This window comes from Kribbella sp. NPDC055071 (assembly GCF_053608045.1).
The window spans coordinates 59,963-78,191 of sequence record NZ_JBSGUS010000023.1 but is presented as its reverse complement, the minus strand read 5'-3'; the positions used below and the strand labels follow the sequence as shown (position 1 = coordinate 78,191).

Here is an 18,229-nt window from a genome sequence, read left to right as displayed (position 1 = left end):
ACCCCGTGCCCGCTCAATCGCTGACCCTCAAGGAGCGATCCGTCCTGTTCGCGCTGCTGGCCCAGGGACGACCACTCACCAACCCGGAACTTCGCGAGGTCACCGGGCTCACCCTCGACGGCGCGAACCGGCACAAACTGAACGACCTCAAGCTCGTGACCAGCGAGAAGGTCGGCCGCTCCTTCGTCCACGAACTCACCGACGACGGCGCCGTGTGGTGCGAGACCGAGCTCTCCGCGGAGCGCCCGGACCGGGCCGGCTCGGTCGGCGGTGCGCTGTACGCAATCCTCGGCGGTCTGCACCGATACCTGCAACGGACCGGACAACGGTTGGCCGACCTGTTCCCCGCCACCGAGCCCGCGTCGGACGTCGAGTCTCAGGTCCGAACGGCGTACTCGAAACTCAGTGCGGCGTCGGGTCTGCCGTGGGTGGGGCTCGCCGCGCTGCGGGCGGAGCTGCCCGACGTGCCACGCGAGGACCTCGACCGCGCACTCGAACAGCTCTCCTGGCAGCCCGGGGTGCACGTCCAGGCCGAAGCGAATCAGCAGGCTCTGCGCCCGGCCGACCATGACGCGGCGGTTCGGTTCGGCGGCAGCAGCCGACACCTGCTGAAGATCGAGAACCCGTGAAGAACGACGAACGGGCGGCTCTCGCCGCAGCCCAGTTCAACTGGGCGGTGACACCGGACGCGATCTGGAGCCCTGCCGAACACCACGTCGCCGGACTGCACGCCACGGTGGTCCAGACCGTGCTTGCCTCGGTCGCGGCCGCACGCCGCAGTACGAGCGGAAGCCCGATCGGAATCGCGCTCGAAGGGGAGAAGGGTGTCGGTAAGACGCATCTGCTCGGGTGGGTTCGGCAGCGGGTTCAGGAGACCGAGGGGTACTTCTTCCTGATCAAACTCGTCAACGGCACCTCGTTCTGGCCGAGCGCGGTCCGCGGCATTCTCGAGGGATTCCATCCCGGGTTGGGCGACCAACTGACGATCCTGCTGCATCGGCTGGGAGAACAGGCGGGTCTCGACCCGGACCTTCAGGCCACCCTTCGCGGTGAGCGTGCCGCCACCCGGGTGGACCTCGACGCGTTCATCGCCGGGCTCAAGCGCATCGACGCGCGCGTTGGGACGGACTGCCAGAACACCGCGCGGGCACTCGTCCTGTACCGCAGTCCGGATCTGGCCGCGCAGGACGTCGGCTACAGCTACTTCGAGCTGGACGGCGATGTCGAGGAGAAGGACCGAGACACCTGGGGATTCCGGCGTGGGCGCCGGCTGCCCCAACAGATTCTGGGTGACCTGTCCCGGTTGCTGGCGCTCACTGGTCCGACCGTGCTCGCAGTGGACCAGATCGACAGTGTGATGGCGCAGGTCTCGACCGGACGTACGGATGAGTCTTCGGCGCAGGCGGCAACTGTGAAGCTGGTCAATGAGCTCGCCGACGGGTTGATGGAACTCCGGGAGCAGACTCAGCGCACGCTGACCGTGGTCGCCTGTATCCCGGCGACGTGGACGCTGATCACGACTGTGGCGACCAGTCCGGCGTCCGATCGCTTCCGGGTCGTCCCGATGCAGAGTCAACTCCCGGATGCGCAGATCGCGATCGACCTGGTTGCCCGGCGGCTGGCGAGTCTGTACGCGACGGCCCACTTCGTTCCGCCGTACGCGACCTGGCCGATCCTTCCGGCCGCCTTCGAGAACAACGGCGCCAGGAGTTTCACGCCGCGGCGGTTGTTGCAGCGGGTGGACAGTCACATCCGCCGGTGTCTCGAGACCGATCGACTGGTCGAGCTCGCCGATCTGAACGCGGAACCGGAGCCGGAGCCGGTTCGGCCTGGTAAGCATGCGGCGCCGACCGGAATGGGTCGACTGGATACCAGGTTCGCGGAGTTGCGGGAGGCTGCGGATATCGATGCGGCGCTCGATCACCAGACCGAGGATCAGCGGGTGCCGGTCCTGCTGGCCGCGGCGCTGAGTTCGTACATCGCCGAGCTCGGTGAGGACGGTCAGGACTTTGAGCTCGACCCTCCGCGGGGTCGGAAGCCCGCGCTGCACGCTCGGTTGCGGCGGACGCTCGACGAGCAGACCGACGACGAGATGCACTGGTGTTTCCGGGCCATCGGGAGCGAGAACGCTCGGGCTGCGCTGACACGGTTGCGGGCCGCGCGTACCGAGGCCGGGCTGGAGCCTGGGGTGAGCAAGCGACGGCTGGTGATTCTGCGGAACACGCCCTGGTCGAGTGGGCCGAAGACGCGCGACGAGGTGAACGAGTTCGCCGCCGCGGGTGGGCTGTCGGTTCCGATCACGGTCGAGGATCTGAAGACGTTCGCGGCGCTGGATGCGTTGCGGACGCATCCTGATCCTGGGTTCCTGCAGTGGTTGATCGCTCGGCGACCGGCCGGCTCGTCCGAGCTCTTCCGACGCGTCTTCGCCGATCTGGCTGAAGCTGACGAGCCGAAGGTCGACGTACGGGCGGAGCAGCGGGTGACACGTCCGGCTGAGGCTGAGGCGGCGGGTGAGCCGATGGTGCCGATCGGGCGGACTGCTGGTGGGGACCGGACGTTCGCCGTACCGCTGAAGGCTTTGCGCAAGCATGCGGTCGCGTTCGCCGGTTCGGGGTCCGGGAAGACGGTGCTGCTCCGGCGGCTGATCGAGGAGTGCGCGTTGCACGGTGTCTCCTCGATCGTGCTCGATCCGAACAACGACCTCGCCAGGCTCGGCGACGCCTGGCCGCAGCCGCCGGACGGCTGGGGACCCGATGACGCGGCGAAATCCCGCGCGTACCTGGAAGGAACGGAGGTCGTCGTCTGGACGCCGAGACGAGCCAAGGGACGACCGCTGGCCTTCCGGCCGCTGCCCGACTTTGCCGACGTTCTGGATGATGCCGACGAGTTCAATGATGCGCTCGATGCCGCCGTCGCGGGTCTGCTCCCGCGGGCGCAGCTGACCGGGCGGAAGGCCAAGACCGGGCAAGCCGTCCTGCGGGAGGCGCTGGAGGACTACGCCCGCGCGGGTGGCACGGATCTCACGGGCTTCATCGAACTGCTCGCCGACCTGCCGCCGGGCGTGAGCAGACTGCGCAACGGCCCGAAGGTCGCGGGCGACATCGCGGATGCACTCCACGCCGAGATGGTGGTCGACCCGCTCTTCGGCGGACACGGTGAGGCGCTCGATCCCGGCGTACTGCTGACTCCGGCCGACAGCTACCGTGCCCGCGTCTCGGTGATCAACTTCGTCGGTATGCCCAGCGAGGATCAGCGGCAGAGCTTCGTCAATCAGCTCCAGATGGCCCTGTTCGCGTGGATCAAGCGAAACCCGGCCGGCGACCGGCCACTCGGCGGTCTGCTCGTGATGGACGAAGCGCAGACGTACGCGCCTGCGGGAGCGGCAACCGCCTGTACGGCGAGCACCCTCGCGCTCGCCGCTCAGGCCCGGAAATACGGCCTCGGTCTTGTCTTTGCGACACAGGCTCCGAAGGGACTGCACAACTGGATCCCTGGTAACGCGACCACGCAGTTCTTCGGCCTGCTCAACGCGGGAGCGCAGATCAACGCCGCTACGGAGCTGGCGAAGGCGAAGGGCGGGCGGGTCGACGACATCGCCCGGCTGCGGACCGGCGATTTCTACGCTGCCGGCGAAGGTCTCCGGTTCGAGCGCGTCAAGGCGCCGATGTGCCTCAGCTACCACCCACCCAGCCCACTCACGCCGGACGAGGTGGTCGAACGCGCCCGGAAGCGCGCCTGAACCGTTCCATCACCGCATCGCTCCACCACTGCACCCTTTGCAGCACCGCACCTTTCCAGCACCGCGCCGCGAGGGTGTCCGCCAGGTGAACAGCGCAAGGATTGTTGCTGACAGCACCTAATTCACAGCTGTGGACAACCTTGGGGAAATCTCGTCACTCCGGACCCGCTCGGGAGGCCTGTGGATAACTTCCGCGGCGGTTCGCCGATTTTTGCCACGCTTGGGTCGTGAGGTTTTCAGCCGACAGAGCGGGGAGCGGGATGAGCGAGAACGACGACACCAAGTCACCCTTCGGGCCGGGATTCGTCGCGGCCTGCATCGTCGTGGGAGCCGTGCTGGTTTGCGGCATCCTGCTCCTCGTCGGCGGATCGGGTGATTCCGACGCCTCCGGGGGTACGACGTCGTCCTCGGCGCGGGTGGATCCGGGGGCGTCGCAGGGCTCGGCGGCGTCGCCGGGCTCGGGGATGGCTCAGCCGAGCGGCGCTTCCAACCCCGCTGAGCCAGTGGCCGGGGCTACGACCGGCTCGCCTGCTGGATCACAGGCTGGATCGAAGGGTGGGGCCGGTTGTGGTCCGGCGGACGGGGATCAGACGGTTCCGGCCAAGGCACCGGCCGTGGACGGATGGGAGGTCAGCCGGCGCGTCGTCGTACCGAGATCAACCGCTTTTGGCCCGGCGAAGACCGATGCCGACGGGTTCCGGCGGTGTTTCGCGCATTCACCGACCGGTGCACTGTTCGCCGCCTACAACGCGGTGGCTGCGCTGGCCGACCAGCGGCAGACGGTCGCGACCGCGCAGAAGCTGATGCTTCCCGGTCCCAACACCGATTCGCTGATTCGGGTGTTGCGCGCGGAGCCACCGACCGCGGATTCCGAGACGGTCCAGCTGGCGGGCTTCCGGATCCTCGACGCCGGGCACGACCGGGCCACCATCATGCTCGCGACTCCGGTGCAGACGGAGTACATGAGCCTCACGCTCACGCTGGTCTGGTACGGCGACGACTGGCGAGTGCAATCACCGACGCCGGGTGGGGCGGTCGGCGACCCGTACACCCAGCACCGTGACCTCAGCGACTTCGTGGCTTGGAGTGGTGTCTGATGTGCGGACCGGCTCAAGTTGGCTGTCAAATCCGTCACGCTTTCGCAACTGTCATCGGGAACGAACTCGACGCGATGACGAAGTCGATCGGTGAGGCGGCCGTGAACGCGATGAACGGCGTCGCGACCTTCTGGATCAACCAGCCGGCCCCGGTCCTGGCCACGGACGCGGACACGTCCGCACCGCAGAACTCCACCGCCGTCGCGTTCCTGCACGACAATCTCCTCGAGATCACGGCAGTGGTCTTCTTCCTGGCGGTCGTGATGGCCGGTATCAGGACCGCCTGGGAGCACCGGGCCGAACCACTCCAACAGTTGCTCAAGGCAACGATGATCTTCGTGGTCGTCAGCGGCGCCGGTGCCGCCACCATGCAGCTTCTGTCCGCGTACTCCGACGAGCTCTCGTCCCAGATCATGACCACGGTGCATCCTGACCAGACCACGCTCGGCGCCTCGTTCGGCAAGCTGGTGCTCTACGGCCCTTCCGGTACCGGCCTGCTGGCAATCTTCATCTCGGTCTTCGTCATCGTCGGCGCACTGATCCAGGTCATCCTGCTGATGATCCGATCGGCGATGCTGATCATCCTGGCCGGGACCTTCCCGCTCGCGGCCGCCGCGACCAACACCGAGATCGGGCGGAACTGGTTCAAGAAGTACTGCGGCTGGGCGCTCGGATTCCTCGCGTACAAGCCGGCGGCGGCGCTCATCTACGCGGCCGCCATGAAGATGAACGAGACCCCGGCAGGCCAGTCCGGCAACGCGTTCGTCCAGACCGCCACCGGCCTGGCAATGCTGTTCCTGGCGATCTTCGCGCTGCCGGCGCTGTTGCGCTTCATGGTGCCGCTGACGTCGGCCGTTGCCGGGGGCAGCTCCGGGTCGGGGACCGCGGTCGCGGATCCCGGCGGGATGGCCACCGGTGCGCTCAACATCGGACGTTCGGGAATGGGCAAGTCCGCCGGAGCAGGCGCCGGCGCGGGCGGAGGGGCCGGCGGAGGGGCTGCCGCCGGGGGCGCGACCGGAGCGGCCGCGGCCGGCCCGGTGGGCCTGGGTGTCGCCGCCGCCGGCGCGTCGATCAACGGCGCGCGCAAGGTGGCGGGTGGGGTGGCCGGGGCCGCCGCACATTCCGCCGGCGAGGCAGGCGGTGGATCGACCACACCAACCACGCCGGTCGGCCCGATGTCCCGCGGCGGCTCCGGCAGCCGCTCCTCGGGCTCAGGCGCATCCGGCTCCTCGTCGACACCCCCTCGAAGATCCAGCTCCGGAGGCTCAGGCGCCTCTGGCTCCGGCAGCTTCGGCTCAAGCCCCCGAGGCAGCAGCCCGACGAGCTCACCTCCCACCCCGACCCCAGAACCAACCGGCCCATCCGGCGCCCGGTAGGTGAGACGGTTCGGGCTAGACCGGATTGAGTTGGGGGCTGCAGGGACGCGGTGGAATGGGCGAGGTTACGCTCAGCGGGGACTCGGTTGGGACTCGACCTGTAGCTGAAAGGTCACCCCGTGTAGCGAAGTGACCTAGTCAGCTAATAGAGTCCGCGCATGACCATCGCGCCTTCGCTTTGCTCGCCCCTAGCGCTCGCCGATGCAGAACCCACTCGCGCCGCCGAACCCTGGGAAAGCGACGTGATCAGCGCGTACGGCCTGCTGCGTGAAGCAGCAGCCGAACTCGATCACCTGATGCGTCATTCCCTCAAGCGCAGTGGTCTGCAAATGGCAATGTTCGAACTGTTGCTGCGGCTGGCCCGCAGCCACGGGGAGAAACAGCGACTCACGTCTCTGGCCCGGGAGCTGACCGTCACGACCGGCGGCATCACCCGGCTGGTGGACCGTGCCGAGAATCTCGGCCTGGTTCGCCGGGAGCCGTGTCCCGACGATGCCCGCGGTTCGTTCGCGGTGCTGACCGAGGAGGGAAAGCGGCGGCTGCGCGAAGCACTGCCGGATCACCTCCTCGAGATCGACAGCCTCTGGATGTCCCAGCTGGCCGACGATCGGGACGCCGTTCTCGGCAAGCTCCGCCGGGTCCGGGACAACGCACGCCGCTGGCCGAACGGCCGGCCGGGCCTGGGGCCCATCACACCCGACCGGATCTGACACCGGCTCGGACCGAAGCCCGACGGGACCCGACGGTCCCGATCGGACCTGAAACCGACCGGATGTGAAGTCCCGATCGGATCCGAACCCCCACCGGAGCAGACGTCCCGGCGGGACCTGAACCTGACCGGAGCTGGCGTTTCGATCGGGCCTGAACCACTCGCACTACCCGGACTTTGGATCTCCAAGCATTACCGCTGCATTACCCGCGACCAACGGATGGGGCGCTCGGCTGGTGTCGAGCGCCCCGCCGCGTGTAATGGTTGAGAGGTGAAGCAAAACCGCTCGGACGGGTCAGCGACGAAACGCGGCCCGGGCGTCACCCGCTGGCGTGGAGCGGTCGGCGGCATCCTCGCCGCCGTGGCCGGTCTGGCCGCCGGCAGCGTGGTCGCCGGAATTCTCGGTACGTCGCAGACCCCGGTCGTCGCGATCGGTTCGGCGTTCATCGATCGCGTGCCACCGTGGCTGAAGGATCTGGCCATCTCGCTGTTCGGCACCCACGACAAGACCGCCCTGCGAACCGGCATCCTGATCGTCCTGCTCGCACTGGCCGCAGTCGGCGGGATTCTCGCCGTACGCCGCTATTGGGCCGGCGCCCTGATCGTCATCGCGCTGTCCGGGGTAGCGGTCGCGGCCGCGCTCACCCGGGCAGACTCCGGCCAGACCGGATTCCTGCCCTCGCTGATCGCCGGGCTCACCGCGCTCGGCATCCTTCGGCTGTTCACCCGACGCCTCGAGCCCCTGATCGACTACCCCGAGGACGGCGTCAGCCGCCGGGGATTCCTGCAACTGTCCGGCGGCGTCGCGCTCGGCTCGGCGGCACTCGGACTACTCGGCAAGGTCGTCAGCGGAAACCGCGCCGCCGTCGCCGAGGCCCGCAAGGGACTCAACCTCCCGCAGCCCCCGACGCTGGCACCACCGGCCGGTGTACAGGCCGACGGCGCGGTCCCCTGGGCAACGCCGAACGACGACTTCTACCGGATCGACACCGCTCTCTCGGTCCCGCAGATCATGCCGACGGACTGGAAGCTGCGGATCCACGGCATGGTCGACCGCGAGATCAACCTGACCTTCGACGACTTGCTGAAGCGCCCGGTCGTGCACAAGTGGGTCACGCTGACGTGCGTGAGCAACGAGGTCGGCGGTGACCTGATCGGGAATGCGCTCTGGTCCGGCGTGGTGCTCAAGGATCTGCTCGAGGAAGCCGGCCCGTCCAAGGACGCGGACGCGATCCAGTCCATGTCGAAGGACGGGTTCACCGCCGGTACGCCGTTGAGCACGTTGCTCGACGAGCGTCAGGCGATGCTCGCGTTCGCGATGAACGGCCAGCCGTTGCCGGTGGAACACGGGTTTCCGGTGCGCATCGTCGTACCGGGGCTGTATGGGTATGTGTCGGCGACGAAGTGGCTGGTGGATATCGAGGTGACGCGGTTCGACCAGTTCGAGGGGTATTGGACGCCGCGTGGGTGGTCGGAGCTCGGGCCGATCAAGTTGTCGTCGCGGATCGACGTACCGGGTGGCAAGAAGGTGTCACCTGGTCCGGTGACCGTGGCCGGGGTTGCGTGGGATCAGCATGTCGGAGTGTCGAAGGTCGAGGTCCGCGTCGATGGTGGCGCTTGGCAACAAGCGACACTGGCGACGGACGCGTCGATCGATACCTGGCGGCAGTGGCATTGGACCTGGGACGCGGCGCAGGGCAACCACGTCCTGCAGGTGCGGGCGATCGACGACCAGGGAAACCCGCAGATCGAGGCGTCGGCACCACCCGCTCCGAACGGCTCGACCGGCCTGCACACCGTCAGCGTGAAGGTCGGCTGACCGCGGTCAGGACCATCGGCAGGAAGGTGTGCTCGAGTGAGCCGGCCGGCACCTTCCGAGGCTCCAGCAGACTCTGCGAACGGGCGCCCTCGTGCAAGGCGATCACCATCCGGACGAACTGCTCGGCCGGCACGCTCAACGTCATCCCGCTGGTCTGAGCGATCTCCTCGACCAGTTGCGTCAGACTGGCCCGGAACATCGCCCGCTGCTCGTTCAACGCCCGGGCCGCCTCCGGATGCCGCAGCGCGTGCAGCGTGAACTCGGTGGAGATCAGGTGCCACTGGCGCTGATCCGGCGCGGCATCGTCGAGGAGTCCGAGTACGGCGTCCAGCAGCGTGCCGGGCTGATTCGCAAGGTCCGGCAGCAGCGCGGCAATCTGCTCGAGCAGGCGATCGGTGGTTGCCTGGAACAACGCGAGGACCAACTCGTCCTTGGACCCGAAGTTCGAGTAGAAGGCGCCGCGGGTGAAGCCTGCCCGCTCGCAGATGTCCTCCACGGACGCACCGTGGAACCCTCGCTCGGCGAACACTTCGAGGGCACCGTCGAGGAGACGGGCCCGGGTGGCTGAGCGGCGGCGCTTGGGTGCTTCCATAGGAGTAGGATACAGTTCTGTATTGAATACACAACCGTATTGAACGGGGAACTGGGATGCAGCTCGAGGCCACCGGGATCAGCGCGCAAGGTCCGCACGCGCCGATGCTGAACGCGACGTCGGTGCGCGTTGCCGATCATCAGGTGGTGCTTCTGGCCGGCTACCCGGGCGCAGGGCACGTAGCGGCCGCGCTGGGTCTGTCTGGGCGGCTTAAGCCTGATACCGGCACTGTGCGGCTCGACGGCAACGCCGATCCCGGCGTACTGCGTAGGCGAGTCGCTGTGATCGACGCACCCGGTATTACTGAGCCGGACGACGCACTGCCCGTTCAGACGGTGGTTGGCGAGGAGCTGGCGATCGCTGGCCAGAAGGCTGGTCGCAAGGCCGTGCTGGAGTGGCTGAACGCGCATGACGCTGCGGAGCATGCTGACAAGCGGTTCGAGCACCTGCCGGTCGCCGTACGGACCAGACTGCTCGCTGAGCTGACCGTGGCGCGGCCGGAGGTGAAGTTCGTCATCTTCACGATGCCGGACCGGCACGGTGGCGATCCGCATGAGTGGTACGCGCTCGGTCGTGAGCTGGCGGGACGCGGGTACGGCGTGATCATCACCTGCGCCGACGCGTCGACCCGACTGCTGAACGTCGAGGCCGCGCAGCTTGGGGCGACCGATCAACCGGATCCCGTGCAGGTCGCGCCGATCGCTCCGGTCGAGCCCGTCGTACCGATCGAAGAAGAAACTGACACACCCGATGACGTTGATGTTGTAGAGGAGAAGAAGGCGTGACCGCGCTACGGATGGCCCTGAGCGAGTTGCGGCGGCTGACCGCCGGCCGCCTGCCGAAGCTGGCCGTGATCGCCATGCTGCTCGTGCCGGTGCTGTACGGCGGCCTCTACCTTTACGCCAACCACGACCCGTACGGTCGCCTCGACAAGGTCCCCACCGCAGTCGTGGTCGAAGACGCCGGTACGACGCTGTCCACCGGCGAGAAGCTCGACGTCGGACCGCAGGTCGCGGACGAGTTGGTCAAGTCGAAGAGCTTCGACTGGCACCGCGTCGACCGCGCGGACGCGACCGCGGGAGTGTCGAACGGGAAGTACGAGTTCGCGATCGTGCTGCCGACGACGTTCTCCGCCGACCTCGCGTCGACCGCGGATTTCACGCCCAGGCAGGCGAAACTCGAGCTACTCACCAACGACGCCAACAACTACATCGCCCACACGATCGCGAACCAGGTCGTCGCCCAGGTGACCAAGACCGTTGCGTCGCAGGTGAGCGAGACAGCGGCCAGTCAACTGCTGGCCGGGTACAACACGATCCACACGCAGATCAGCCAGGCCGCGTCCGGTGCGGCTCAACTCCAGAGCGGCCTCACCACTGCGGCGGCCGGTGCGACCAAGCTTCAGACCGGTGCGACCCAGCTCAACACCGCGCAGAAGCAGCTCTCCGCCGGGGCGACCAAGCTGGCAACCGGTACGACGCAGGCCTCGCAGGGTGCGACCCAGCTCGCGAATGGTGCTGCACAGCTGGACACCGGCCTGGGCACGTTGAAGCGGAAGACCGCAGCCCTTCCCGCGCAGACCAAGTCGCTCGCCGCCGGTGCCGATCAGGTTGCCGATGGCAACGAAAAGATCGCCGGTGTCGGCCGTCAGGTCGCGACCGCGTCCGGCACCCTCGTGAAGGATCTCAAGACGTTCGACACCGGACTGGCGGCCAGGCTCAAGGCACAAGGGTTCAGCCAACACCAGATCCGGCAGGTGCTGACGGAGACGGCCAAGCTGCGGGCCCCCGTCGTACAAGCGAACACGAAGATCCAGTCCACGTCCAAGCAGCTCAACCAACTCGCCACCGGAGCCCGCAAGGTCTCGAACGGCGCAGCCGCATTGGCCAAGGCGACACCTGCGTTGACGACTGGCATCAGTACGGCGTCAACTGGCGCGCATCAGCTGAACACGGGTGCAGCGCAGCTCAAGACCGGGCTCGGTAGCCTGCAGACCGGCAGTCAGCAGCTCGCGACCGGTGAGAAGCAGGCGGTCGTCGGGCAGGGCCAACTGCTGACCGGCGTGAACAGTCTCGCCACCGGAGTCACCCAGCTGAAGAACGGCGCCACGCAGCTGAACACCGGACTGGCCAACGGCGTCAAGCAGATCCCCAACCCCACTGCCGACCAGCGCAAGGCGGTCGCCGAGACGCTGGGCGCGCCGGTGACCCTGCAGAACGTCTCCCAAGCAACAGCGGACAGCTATGGCGCCGGGCTGGCTCCGTTCTTCCTCAGTCTGGCTTGCTGGATCGGCGCGTACGTCCTCTTCCTCCTGGTCCGCCCGCTGTCCCCACGGGCCCTGGCGGCGCTGCAATCGCCGTTCCGCGTAGCCCTGGGCGGTTGGTTGCCTCCGGCCCTCATCGGCGCGGGCCAGGCCGTCATCGTCTTCGTCGCCGTCACCCTGGGTCTAGGAATCCACGCGGCCCATCCGTGGCTCACCGTCGGCTTCCTGATCCTCACGTCGTTCACGTTCGTGGCGATCCTGCACGCGCTGTCCGCCTGGTTCGGTGCCGTCGGCAAGTTCCTGGGCCTGGTCCTGATGGTCGTCCAGTTGGTCAGCGCCGGCGGCACCTTCCCCTGGCAGACCATCCCCGGCCCCCTCTACTTCTTCCACCACGCCCTCCCCATGAGCTACGCGATCGACGGCGTCCGCCACCTCATGTACGGCGGCCCCGACGCCTCCCTGGGCCGAGACCTCCTCGCCCTGGTCGCTTGGTTCGCCATAGCCCTGGCAGCCTCCACCTTGGCCGCCCGCAAACAACGCATCTGGCCAGCCAAAAAACTCCAACCCGAACTGGCGTTGTAGGCACCGATCCCCACGCCATCACAATCGCCGTCGAGCCCAGGCGCCACGCCTGAAACCCAGCCGACCAGCGGATTGCGATGGCCTGGAGCTCCACCTCCCCCGACAACAGTCGCCGAGCCCACACCCGCTGCCGGGGAAGCGGCGGCAGCCCGCAGCACGCGGGGGAGGTTCAGCTGTTGAGGAAGTGGGTGGTTTCGGTGAGGAGGGTTTTGGTGGTGGGTTGGTTGAAGTAAGTGATGAGGGCTTCGTAGGTGTTGGCGTCTGCTGCTGGGGGGTCGACGACGTACCCGTAGTAGCCGTCGGTGTAGCCAACTACTCGGGTGATGGGGTGGGTGCTGTCTTGTTGGAGGGTGGCGCCGAGGGCAGCGAAGAGTTCGATGGGGAGGTTGATCCAGCAGACGTCTCCCAGGGTGACGACGCTGATGGGTAGCTCCAGGGCCGGCGGGATGGAGGCGACCGCCATCAGGGCTTGGCCTCGGGCTCCGTCCAGCCGGGTTTGGGAGATGCGGCCGGAGGGGTCGTCGTTGCCATTGACACGGGATTCAGCGCTAGCGACCAGCTCGGCCGCCGCGGCCGGTGACGGAAACGCGCGCACAGGCAGGTCCAGCGTCGTACGGCGGATGCCCGGCGCAGACCCGCCTAACGCCAGCCCCGGGCCGGCCAGCGCCTCGCGAACCCGGTTCGCCAACAACCCGCCCAGCCGACTCACCTCCGCGGCACCGCGGCCCTGGCGCGTAAAGCGCGGACTCACGTCACCGGCCGCGCCCTGCAGGAACCCAACGACCGCCGGAGCCAACGCGGCCCGCGCGGCACCCGGCCAGTCGGCGGAGTACTGCAGGTTCTCCGGTCCGTACGTGGTCGGATGACACGCGAAGTCCAGCAGCACGGCCTCGAGCGAACCATCCAAGGAATGCAGGGCCAAGATCCCAGCCGTGTTGTCGTGCGGCCCGTTGCGGTGATGCCGGTTCGTACCGACACCGACCACCTCGACCGACCGCCACGACGCGGTCACAGGCGCCCGCACCAGCGATGCCCCGAGGACCGACGACACCAAGGCGTCGACCAGCTCGGACTCGCGCTCGGCCGGGATGACCGGATGGATCTCACCGGTCCAGCCGGACGGCCCGGAGTGCGTGTGCGAGGCCGACACGACCACGTGGGACGCCGGGATGCCGGCGGCGGCACCGGCGGCGGCTGACAATGCGGCGGTCAGGTCTTTGGTGACCGCGATCGCATCCAGTGTGAGCCAGAGCACGCCGGGGCCATCCGCCGTACTCAGCCAGATCAGGGTCGCCCGCAGCGGGTCCGCCGTACCGGTCGCCACTCCGGCACGCGCGGCGTAGCCGTCCAGCCGGTGGCCGGGCGGTGGGGTGACGTCCAGGGACGTCGCGGCCAAGAGAAGTTCGCTCACTTCAGGGCTCCCGCGGTCATACGAGATGGTCAGTTCACTATCAAGACAAGCAGGTATTCGTTCCGCGTGCGCAGAAACCCGAAGAGTCCGATGCCGGGCTCCGGTACGACGGCTGCTTATCCGGCCGGGATCGCGGCCACCAGCCGCGCCGTGAGGTCCAGCGGGTCCGTGATCGCATGCCCGACGACAACGGCGTACGCGCCTGCGGCGAAGACGGTACGAACGTCATCCGGCGTACGAATCCTGCCTTCGGCAACGACCGGACAATCCAGCCGTGTGGCCAACCGCTTGACCAGCTCGACATCGGGTCCGGCCGGCGGACGGCTGTCGGTGTAGCCGGACAGCGTTGTCGCGACCAGGTCGGCACCCGCGGCACGCGCGGCCAGCCCGGCTTCGAAGCTGTCCACGTCGGCCAGGACCGGTACGCCGAGCTCGTCGTGGATCCGAGTGATCTGCTGATCCAGCCGCTGCCCATCGGGTCGCGGCCGGTCGGTGCCGTCCAGTGCAACCAGGTCGGCGCCGGCTGCCACGACCCCGACCGCGGCGTCGTACGTCGGAGTGATGAACACGCCGGTCCGGTCACCAACCTTGTGCAGCCCGAGGATCGGCAGTGTGGTCACGGCCCGAATCGCCGCGATGTCCCCCGGCCCGTTGGCCCGGATCGCACCGGCACCGCCCGCTTCGGCGGCCTGGGCCATCAGAGCCATCGCGGCGGGTGCGTCGAGCGGCGTCCCGGGATCTGCCTGGCAGGACACCACCAAGATGCCGGGGGCAAGTGAGGTCATCGATGGTGTGTCACGATCAGGTCGGCGTAGGTCCGAACCGGACCGGTCGCAAGTCGCTCGGCGCCGTCGAGCGAGTTCCCGGCCGCGGGGGTGAGTTGGGCACGGGGGGCCACGGCCGCGCGGACCGGCGCCAGCAGCTGTTCGCCGGCGCCTTCGAACAGGCCGCCGACACACGCGACCGGGACCGGCCCTTCGCCGGCGAGCTGCGCCACTGCCGCGCTGATGGTCTCGGCGATGTCCTCGGCCGCCCAGACGACCACGTCGACCGCGACCGGATCACCTTCGGCGGCACATCGCAGTACTTCGGGGGCGAAGCGGGCTACGTCGTCGACCAGGGTCGACGACCGATACAGGGCGACCGGATCGAGCGCGGTGTCCGAGAGCTTGGTGACCGGTCCTCGGCCGTCCCGCGCGCGCTGGACCGCGACCAGGCCGGCACGACCGATCGCGAATGCGCTGCCCGCGTCGCCGAACAGGTACCCGTGCCCGTCCAGCTTGCGCCAGGTGCCGTCACGATCGACCGCCAGGCAGACCAATCCGGTGCCTGCGGCAACTACTACGCCGTACCCGTCGGGTAGCGCACCGGCATGCGCGGTCACCATGTCCTGCGTCAGCCGCACCTCGTCGGCGTCGAGCAGCTCGCCAACCTCGGCTGCGAACACCTCGGCCGCTCCATGCGCTTGCGGATACCCGGTCAGCCCGAGCGCCACGACCTCGACCGGCCCATTGACCTCCGCCTCAACCGCGGCGACGCGGATCGCGTCGAGCATCCGGGCGATCGCGTCGGGACCGTGCGTATAGCCGGGGCCCTTGCCGGTACGACGGGACGGGAGGACTCGGAGCCGGAGGGCGGACTGGCCGCCGTCGATCGCGATCTGCGTCATGCTGTGATCCAGTGCGAGTAGTCCTGCCAGGGAGGAATGCAGCGTATCGAGTGGTTGAGGGTCCAGGTAAAGCACCCCGAGTAGACCACTCGGGTCGATCCTGCGGTCCGGCCGGGCAAACGGATGCTTCGGGACCAGTCGGCGTGGCAGGCTGGCCGGGAACCTCGGGAGGGGACATATGCGATTCGGGCTCAAGGTCAACGCGGCAGGCTGGGACGACGCCTCGTACTGGGCGGGGGTGGCAGAGGACGCCGGCTTCGACGGTCTGTGGACCGGTGACAACCTGCGCAATCCGCGCGACGCCGCCGTACCGGTGCACGACGGCCCGACGGTCATCGCGGGCTGGGCCGCCACCACGCGTCGGATCCGGGTCGGGCTGCTGATCGCGAACGTCGTGTTCCGGCACCCGACCATACTGGCCAAGCAGGCGACCACGCTCGACCACATCTCCGGTGGGCGCTTCGACCTGGGCATCGGCTCGGGCGTCTGGCCGACCGACCACGGTATGGCCGGTACGCCGATGTGGACCGCGCGCGAGCGGGCCGAACGACTGGACGAGTTCGTCACCGTGGTTGAGCGGCTGCTGAGTGGCGATGTGGCCGACCACGACGGCCCGCACTACCCGTACTCGCTGGCCGCGATGACGCCTGGGACTGTGCAGGAGCGGTTGCCGCTGATCATTGCCGCCAACGCGCCGCGAGCGCTCGCGGTCGTCGCGGCGCACGGCGACGGGTGGGTGACGTTCCCGGGTGCGGCGACCGAGGAAGAGTTCTACGCGAAGTCGATCGAGCGCTCGCAGGCGCTGGACGCGGCGCTCAACGGTCGGACGATCCGGCGGCTGCTGCTCGCGTACGGGCAGATCGATCCGTGGGCGTCGGAGGAAGGCTTCGGGCAGCTCGTCGAGCGGTACGGCGGGATCGGCTTCGACGAGCTCGTTCTGTATGCGCCGAAGGAGCACGAGCGGGCCGTGTTCGACAAGGTCGTCAGCCGGCTCGACGACTACCGCTGAACAGCACGCGCCGTTTCCGCGTTACCTGGGAAGGACTACCTCGAGGTCGTCCAGCCGGCCGGCTTCTTCGAGCAGGGTGTCGAGGGGGAGGCCGGTGAGCTGGAGATTGGGGTGGGCCCAGTCGTTGAGGATGGAGTCGCCGGCGTTCAGGTGGTCGGCGAGCTCCGTGCGGCTCAGCTCAAAGATGTGCGCCGGGTTGCCGGTCAGGTCGACAACGGTCTGCATCAGGCGACCGGCCTGCTCCTCCCAGCCGACGTCGCCCGCGTCCAGGTGATCGGGACGGATCAGCAGTAGGTCGACGTCGCTGTCGAGATCACCATCGCCACGAGCGAGAGCGCCGTACACGCTGGCATGCACGGGCAGGACCCTCCACCCATTGATCTCATCGGCAAGCCGGCCGATCAACGTACGACGCAGGTCAGCCAGGAACTCGACCGCCGGATACGCGAGGTGCTTGCGATTAAGGCGATAGAGCAACGAGTTGCCCACATCGTCAACATGCACCAGCCCCGTCGCCGCCAGCCGCTGCAGCACCAGCCGAACCCCGGCGACACTCCCCGACCCCGCCAACTTATGGATCTGCCGCCCCGACAGCCCTTCCTCCGCCTGCACCAAAACCCGCAACACAGGCCCATCCAACGAGGGCACCACCACACTGATCGGGCTACTGAGATCCATGATCCACCCCACGATAGTTACCTACCAACCACACCAAGTAATCATCATGCCCCGTCAACTACAGCCCCTTGGCGTTGGCGCGGGGGGTTGGGGTGGTGCGGAGTTCGGTGGTGAAGGCGTAGCGGTCGCCTCGGTAGAGGGCTGAGGTGTATTCGAAGACGCGGTCGCGGCTGTCGAAGCTGATGCCGTGGAGAGCCAGGCAGGGCTGGGTCGTGGGGATGTCCAGCCACGCGGCCGTTTTCGCGTCGGGCATGGCTGGTTCCAGGCGGGAGGTGCCACTGACCAGGTCGATGCCGTAGCGGGTGGTGAGGAGGTCGTAGAGGGAGCCGTCGAGGTCCTCGGCCTGGAGGCCCGGGACGTAGGCGGCCGGCATCGTCGTACGTTCGACGACCATCGGGTGATCGTCCGCGAGCCGGACCCGGGTGAACGCGAGGATCGGATCGCCGACCGGGATCCGCAGTCGTCGGGCGGCCGAGCGTTCAGCCTTCTGGTGCCGGAACTCCAGCATCGTGCTCCCCGGCCGCATCCCGCGCCGCCGGATGTCCTCGGAGAACCCGATCATCCCCAGCCACCGCGCCACCTTCGGCCGCGTCGTGTACGTCCCACTGCCGTGCCGCCGCACCAGCAGCTCCTCGATCACGAGCTCGTCCACCGCCCGCCGCAACGTCATCCGCGCCACGTTCCACCGCACCGCAAGCTCCCGCTCCGCAGGCAACGCCGCACCCTCCGGCAACGTGTCGATCAAACTCAACAACAACGCCCGAATCTCAGCAGCCTTCCCCGGCAACGACGCATGCATTGGTCTTACGTAACACCCACCCCCACCCCACCAAAAGCCTTTCCACACCAGTCGAACCCTTTCGCCCTAGACCACTTCCCCACCAGCCACCCCCTCCAGGCAGAGGTACCTGACAATCTCAACGGTGTGACAGTTCACGTGCTCGTCGGGGTTGTCCCAGGTGATGCACACCCACACCGGTCCGGCGCCATCCACAGTCCCAACGCCGTAGTCGAAGTGGCTGACCCGATCACCCTGCTTCAGCTGCCACCACTTCAGCTCCTCGTCGGGCACCCGCGTGGTGTCGGTCATCGCCCGCCGCACAGGGACTTGTTGAGCATGGGAGCCCTCTCGTGGTGGACGGAGCCGGCGTCGGTCGCAGGGAATCCACAACGCCGGCCCCGCCGATCAGGGGAATGTCTCCATCTCAGCGCTGCGTCAGCTCGCCCGGCAGATGCAAACACCGTGCACTCGGCAACAACCTGTGCAGAGCATGTGCACTTGAGC

Annotated in this window: 16 protein-coding genes; 9 read left to right on the top strand and 7 right to left on the bottom strand. The window is 68.0% G+C overall.

Features of this window, described 5'->3' with window-relative positions; all coding sequences use genetic code 11:
- Positions 1 to 5: 5 nt before the first annotated feature.
- The 6 genes from ACWF4Z_RS31295 (at position 6) to ACWF4Z_RS31270 (ending at position 8,740) form a co-directional block, all read left to right on the top strand.
- Positions 6 to 629 carry a hypothetical protein gene (locus ACWF4Z_RS31295; protein WP_452246771.1) on the top strand — a complete coding sequence of 208 codons (624 nt, stop codon included), beginning with the start codon at positions 6 to 8 and terminating at the stop codon, positions 627 to 629.
- The gene (locus ACWF4Z_RS31290; protein WP_452246770.1) at positions 626 to 3,739 is read left to right on the top strand and encodes an ATP-binding protein; all 3,114 of its coding nucleotides are present in this window, start codon (positions 626 to 628) and stop codon (positions 3,737 to 3,739) included. Before ACWF4Z_RS31295 ends, ACWF4Z_RS31290 begins: the two co-directional genes overlap by 4 nt.
- A 260-nt stretch (positions 3,740 to 3,999) precedes the next feature.
- The gene (locus ACWF4Z_RS31285) at positions 4,000 to 4,836 is read left to right on the top strand and encodes a hypothetical protein (RefSeq protein ID WP_452246769.1); all 837 of its coding nucleotides are present in this window, start codon (positions 4,000 to 4,002) and stop codon (positions 4,834 to 4,836) included.
- Positions 4,837 to 4,910: 74 nt separating this feature from the next.
- Positions 4,911 to 6,212 carry a hypothetical protein gene (locus ACWF4Z_RS31280; RefSeq protein ID WP_452246768.1) on the top strand — a complete coding sequence of 434 codons (1,302 nt, stop codon included), beginning with the start codon at positions 4,911 to 4,913 and terminating at the stop codon, positions 6,210 to 6,212.
- Between the two features lie 158 nt (positions 6,213 to 6,370).
- A complete protein-coding gene (locus tag ACWF4Z_RS31275) occupies positions 6,371 to 6,922 on the top strand; it encodes a MarR family winged helix-turn-helix transcriptional regulator (protein WP_452246767.1) in 552 nt (183 codons plus the stop codon).
- Between the two features lie 270 nt (positions 6,923 to 7,192).
- Positions 7,193 to 8,740: a molybdopterin-dependent oxidoreductase gene (locus ACWF4Z_RS31270; protein WP_452246766.1), complete on the top strand. Its 1,548-nt coding sequence runs from the start codon at positions 7,193 to 7,195 to the stop codon at positions 8,738 to 8,740.
- On the opposite strand, the gene ACWF4Z_RS31265 is transcribed toward ACWF4Z_RS31270, so the two are convergent.
- On the bottom strand, positions 8,721 to 9,332 hold the full coding sequence (locus ACWF4Z_RS31265) for a TetR/AcrR family transcriptional regulator (protein ID WP_452246765.1): 612 nt from the start codon (positions 9,330 to 9,332) through the stop codon (positions 8,721 to 8,723). The genes ACWF4Z_RS31270 and ACWF4Z_RS31265 overlap by 20 nt on opposite strands.
- Positions 9,333 to 9,388: 56 nt before the next feature.
- Here ACWF4Z_RS31265 and ACWF4Z_RS31260 point away from each other — a divergent pair, with 56 nt between their 5' ends.
- Both ACWF4Z_RS31260 and ACWF4Z_RS31255 read left to right on the top strand, forming a co-directional pair.
- On the top strand, positions 9,389 to 10,117 hold the full coding sequence (locus ACWF4Z_RS31260; protein ID WP_452246764.1) for a hypothetical protein: 729 nt from the start codon (positions 9,389 to 9,391) through the stop codon (positions 10,115 to 10,117).
- Positions 10,114 to 12,177, top strand: coding sequence for a YhgE/Pip family protein (locus ACWF4Z_RS31255; protein WP_452246763.1), 2,064 nt, complete (start codon positions 10,114 to 10,116; stop codon positions 12,175 to 12,177). Before ACWF4Z_RS31260 ends, ACWF4Z_RS31255 begins: the two co-directional genes overlap by 4 nt.
- A 169-nt stretch (positions 12,178 to 12,346) precedes the next feature.
- On the opposite strand, the gene ACWF4Z_RS31250 is transcribed toward ACWF4Z_RS31255, so the two are convergent.
- From ACWF4Z_RS31250 to ACWF4Z_RS31240, 3 genes are all read right to left on the bottom strand, one after another.
- Complete coding sequence (locus ACWF4Z_RS31250; protein ID WP_452246762.1) at positions 12,347 to 13,588, bottom strand: hypothetical protein; 1,242 nt, start codon at positions 13,586 to 13,588, stop codon at positions 12,347 to 12,349.
- 116 nt (positions 13,589 to 13,704) lie between these two features.
- Positions 13,705 to 14,373: an N-acetylmannosamine-6-phosphate 2-epimerase gene (locus tag ACWF4Z_RS31245; protein ID WP_452246761.1), complete on the bottom strand. Its 669-nt coding sequence runs from the start codon at positions 14,371 to 14,373 to the stop codon at positions 13,705 to 13,707.
- Positions 14,370 to 15,257, bottom strand: coding sequence for an N-acetylglucosamine kinase (locus ACWF4Z_RS31240; protein ID WP_452246760.1), 888 nt, complete (start codon positions 15,255 to 15,257; stop codon positions 14,370 to 14,372). Before ACWF4Z_RS31240 ends, ACWF4Z_RS31245 begins: the two co-directional genes overlap by 4 nt.
- Before the next feature lie 178 nt (positions 15,258 to 15,435).
- Here ACWF4Z_RS31240 and ACWF4Z_RS31235 point away from each other — a divergent pair, with 178 nt between their 5' ends.
- A complete protein-coding gene (locus ACWF4Z_RS31235) occupies positions 15,436 to 16,266 on the top strand; it encodes an LLM class flavin-dependent oxidoreductase (protein ID WP_452246759.1) in 831 nt (276 codons plus the stop codon).
- Positions 16,267 to 16,287: 21 nt separating this feature from the next.
- On the opposite strand, the gene ACWF4Z_RS31230 is transcribed toward ACWF4Z_RS31235, so the two are convergent.
- The 3 genes from ACWF4Z_RS31230 to ACWF4Z_RS31220 all read right to left on the bottom strand — a co-directional run bounded on the left by ACWF4Z_RS31230 (position 16,288) and on the right by ACWF4Z_RS31220 (position 18,034).
- The gene (locus ACWF4Z_RS31230) at positions 16,288 to 16,944 is read right to left on the bottom strand and encodes a hypothetical protein (protein WP_452246758.1); all 657 of its coding nucleotides are present in this window, start codon (positions 16,942 to 16,944) and stop codon (positions 16,288 to 16,290) included.
- 58 nt (positions 16,945 to 17,002) lie between these two features.
- The gene (locus ACWF4Z_RS31225) at positions 17,003 to 17,743 is read right to left on the bottom strand and encodes a GntR family transcriptional regulator (protein WP_452246757.1); all 741 of its coding nucleotides are present in this window, start codon (positions 17,741 to 17,743) and stop codon (positions 17,003 to 17,005) included.
- Between the two features lie 66 nt (positions 17,744 to 17,809).
- Entirely contained in the window at positions 17,810 to 18,034 is a 225-nt protein-coding gene (locus ACWF4Z_RS31220; RefSeq protein WP_452246756.1) for a hypothetical protein, read from the bottom strand.
- Positions 18,035 to 18,229: the final 195 nt, after the last annotated feature.